Source organism: Actinomadura sp. NPDC049753, assembly GCF_040674655.1.
Classification (GTDB): domain Bacteria; phylum Actinomycetota; class Actinomycetes; order Streptosporangiales; family Streptosporangiaceae; genus Spirillospora; species Spirillospora verrucosospora.
In genome coordinates this window covers 1-4169 of sequence record NZ_JBFARL010000351.1, presented here as the reverse complement: position 1 = coordinate 4169, position 4169 = coordinate 1, and the positions used below count along the sequence as shown (strand labels likewise).

At 72.5% G+C, this 4169-nt stretch carries 2 protein-coding genes and 1 pseudogene; all 3 read left to right on the top strand.

The window, feature by feature from the left end; translation table 11 throughout:
* A pseudogene (locus tag AB0K37_RS40570) lies at positions 1-784 on the top strand (AfsR family transcriptional regulator); the annotation flags it as partial.
* Between the two features lie 194 nt (positions 785-978).
* Entirely contained in the window at positions 979-2151 is a 1173-nt protein-coding gene (locus AB0K37_RS40565; RefSeq protein ID WP_363991145.1) for a serine hydrolase domain-containing protein, read from the top strand.
* Positions 2148-4034 carry a cutinase family protein gene (locus AB0K37_RS40560; RefSeq protein ID WP_363991142.1) on the top strand — a complete coding sequence of 629 codons (1887 nt, stop codon included), beginning with the start codon at positions 2148-2150 and terminating at the stop codon, positions 4032-4034. Before AB0K37_RS40565 ends, AB0K37_RS40560 begins: the two co-directional genes overlap by 4 nt.
* Positions 4035-4169: the final 135 nt, after the last annotated feature.

Sequence of the window (4169 nt, the reverse complement as noted above, 5' to 3'; positions counted from 1 at the left end):
GCGCCGGCTGCTGCGGGCCGTGGGCGCCGGGCCCCCGTCCGGCGTCCAGGACCAGCTCCCGGCGTCCTGGCGGAGCGCGACCGCCGGGCTGCGCCTGCTGCTGGTCCTCGACGACGCGTCCGGCGCCGACCAGGTGCGTCCCCTGCTCCCCGCGGGGGCGGGCAGCCGTGTGCTGGTCACCAGCCGCCGGCGGCTGGTCGGGCTGGACGTGGACCGCCGGGTCTCGCTGGGGGCGCTCACCCGGCAGGCGGCGGAGGCGCTGCTGACCAGGATCGTGGGCGCCGAGCGCGCCGCGGCCGAGCCTGTCGCCGTGCGGGAGCTGGCGGCCATGTGCGACCGGTTGCCCCTGGCGCTGTGCATCGCGGGCGCGCGCCTCCAGAGCCGCCCGTCCTGGGCGATCGGGCATCTGGTGCACAGGATGGCCGATGCCCGGCGGCGCCTGGACGAGCTGACGGCGGAGGACCGGAGCGTGGAAGGGGCTTTCCGGCTTTCCTACGAACGGCTTCCGGCCGCCGAGCGTCGAGCGTTCCGCGCATTGGGGGCGGCGCCGGAGGGGCGATCCGGCCATCGGGCTCTGGCGGCCGCCCTCGGCTGGGCCGTACGAGGGGCCGAGCAGGCGCTCGAGAACCTGGTGGACGCCAACCTCGTGCAGCAGCCGTCCGTCCACCAGTACCGGCTGAACGGACTGCTCGCATTGTTCGCGCGGGAACTCGCCGCGGAGGAGCCGCCGGCCCCGGGCAGAGCCGGTCTGGTCGCCGTCGCAGGCGCGCCTTCACTCCTTTAGCCGCCGTTCACCCTCCATTTCTCCGGAACCACGCGCCGAACGGATCCAAGAACCGTTCGGCGCGTTTTCGGCATGTCCGCGAAAGTGCGGTCGAAAATAACAGGACGGGCCGTCTGGATATTCGCCTGTCATCGTAATTTCAACGGGTCTCACTAGCGTCGCAGGCACGATCGTCGAATTGTCTGGGAGACCGAATGCGAAGTCGGAAGTTCCTTGTCCGCGCCGGCGCGACGCTGGTCGCGGCGGCCGCCACCGTGACGGCGGTGACGATGGGCGTCCAGGACCGGGAGGCCACGGTCGCCTCGGCCGGCGCGAAGACCGAGGCCGGTAACGATGTGCGGGCCGCCGGCCTCCAGGAGCGCGTGGCCAGGCTCCAGTCGGAGCACCATCTGCCCGGGGTGATCGGGATGGCCCGCAGCGGCGCCGACACCCAGAACGCCGCAGCCGGTTACGGCGACATGTTCATGCGCGTGCCTGCCGACCCGAGGGCGAAGGTCCGCATCGGCAGCAACACCAAGGCGTTCGTGTCCACGGTGCTGCTGCAGCTGGAGGCCGAGGGCAAGCTTTCGCTGAACGACACCGTGGACCGGTGGCTGCCCGGTCTGGTCGCGGCGAACGGCAACGACGGCCGCAAGATCACGATCCGGCAGCTGCTCAACCACACCAGCGGGCTCCCCGACTACACCCACGACCTGCGGATCTCGGGGTCCTACGTCGCCGACATCAATCCCTACCGGAAGTGGGACCCCCGCGAGCTGGTGAAGGCCGCCACGGCCAACAAGCCGCTGTCGGCGCCCGGCGCCAAGTTCAACTACGCCAACACCAACTACGTCCTCGGCGGATTGATCATCCAGGCCGCGACCGGGCACCACCCGGCCGTCGAGGTGACCAACCGGATCATCAAGCCGCTCGGCCTCAGCGACACCACGTTCCCCGAGGCCGACCCCAAGCTGTACGGGAACTGGCTGCACGGCTACTTCACCATCCGGGACATCTCGTTCTCCAACGTCCAGATGTTCGGCGCTGCGGGCGCCATGGTCTCCACCCAGGAGGACCTCGCCGACTTCACCCGCGCGCTCGCCTCGGGCCGCCTGCTGCCTCCCGCGCAGCAGCGGGAGCTCCAGCAGGTCGCGTCCCCGGACAAGCCCTACGGCCTCGGCGTGATCATGATGAAGACCCCGTGCGGCACCGCGTACTCGCACAACGGCGCCGTGATCGGCTACTTCAGCCAGTGGTTGACGAGCCCGGACGGCAAGGACCAGGTCGTCATGGCCACCAACCGCTACAACATGATCCCCGACAAGGCGGGCACCGCGGTCGTCACGGCGGCCCAGGACGCCTACTGCGCGCTGAGGGGCCAGCGGTGAGCGCCGGACTGCACGCCAGGAAGCCGCAGTGGCGGCGCTACCGCAGGCCGGCCGTCGCGGTCGCGGTGGCCGGAGCGGTCGCGGCCGCCGCCGCGGTGCCGCTGCTGAACACGGACGGGCCGGTCAACGCGGCGCGGACGTCCGGGGCCCTGTCCTGCACCCCGATCAAGCTGATCGTCGTGCCCGGCACCTGGGAGACCACGTCGGCCGCCGACCCCGACACGCCGGTCGGCATGCTCCGGGGCATCACCGAGCCGCTGGAGCGGCGGTTCGGCGACCGGATCTCCTCGTACTGGGTCGGCTACAACGCGACCGCGTTCGACCAGGGCAAGACCTACAACGACTCCAAGCAGACCGGGATCGACGCCGCCCGCAAGGCGATGACGGACATCTCCCGGGACTGCCCCGGCACCCGGTTCGTCGGGCTCGGCTTCAGCCAGGGCGCGGACGTCAACGGCGACGTCGCCTCCCAGATCGGGGCCGGGAAGGGACCGGTCCCGGCCGCCTCCTACATCGCGGGCGGAGGCGTGGCCGACCCCGGCAGGGGGACCGAGGGCGAGGTGAACCTCGGTGATCCGCTCCCCGGCACCAGGGGTCTCGCCGGGCCGCGGCCGGGAGGCTTCGGCGAGCTGTCCGGACGGGTCGCGAACGTGTGCCTCAAGGGCGACCTGTACTGCGCCCTGCCGGAGGAGAACGAGCTCACCGCCACCCTCGGCACCGTGCTGAGCCGTGTCGGCATCGCCAACCTGCAAGGGTCGGCGGAGCGCGAGCTCTCCACCGACCTCGGCACCGTCAACGGCAGGCCCGCCGACCTCACCGCCGTCCCCAACGGCGTGAAGACGCTGACCGGCCAGGCGCGCGGCAAGGACACCACCGGGGCGGCCCGCACGGCCGGCGACCTGGCGAGGCTCGTCGGCCCGCTGCAGGCGCTCACCCGCGCCGTCGCGAACCCCGTCGTGGTGAACACCCTGCTGAACTCCCCGCCGGGCTCGCAGAACCAGATCGCGGGCCAGGTGCTCCAGGCGCTGGCCAACACCGACCTGGTGGGGCTGGCCAACGAGCTCGACGCGGTGCAGGCCGCCGCGAAGGCCGGGGACACGGCCGCGCTGGCGCGTGCGGCCCTCGCCGCCGCCGCCAAGGCCGCGCCGCTGACCGGGCTGCCCGCCGACCAGGTGGCCAAGGTCACCAAGGTCATCCAGGGGCTCCAGCCCGTCGCGCTGCTGGCCCAGGCGAGCAACGTCATCGGCGGGATCAGCAGGATCGACTACCGCGGGATCGAGCGCGCCGCGCGGGCCGTCCCCGTGTACGCCCGGCGGGGCGACACGCGCGGGGTCTACCGTTCCCTCGTCGCGATCGAGGACCGGCTGATGCCGCTGGCCGAGACGGCCAACCGGGTCGACCTCACCCCGCTCGCCGCGCTGCTGGCGATGTGGCCGCCCGGCTCCCCCGAGCGCGCCGTCGGGGAAGCGCTGGCCGTCCTCGACCGCGTCGACTGGGTCCGGATCGCCCGCGACCTGCGCGCCATCCAGAACAAGCTGGACGACTTCGACCCGAAGCGCCCCCCGGCCATCGACCCGGCCGACCCGGTCAAGTCGCTCAACGCCTTCTTCGGCGTCGACCTGCTCTCCCTGGTCCCCCAGATCACCGACCTGACCGAGCACGGTCTGGACGTCGCCGGGGTGCCGCTGCCGAAGGGCACGCTCAACCGGTTGCTGAAGACCCGGCTCAACCCGAGCAACCTGGTCAAGGAGGGCGTCGACGCGGCGGTGTTCTACGGCACGCGGCGGCACGTGATGTACGGGACCGAGCCCGTCGACGACAGCGGGCGCCCCGCACTGGAGGTCCTTGAGCTCTGGCTCGCCCAGCGCATCGAGGCCGCCTGACCCTCGTCGTCCGTACAGGAGTTCTGGCCGCCGGCAGGCCGGGTGACGCCCGGCCTGCCGGCGGCCGCGTGACAAGAAGAAACCGCCCTCGGACGGGCCGCTGCCTCGTCCGCGGGCGGTCGGGCGGAGCCGGGC

Coding starts and splice junctions, on each gene's coding strand:
- AB0K37_RS40565 (WP_363991145.1), top strand. CDS start 979: ATGCGAAGTCGGAAGTTCCTTGTCCGCGCCGGCGCGACGCTGGTCGCG.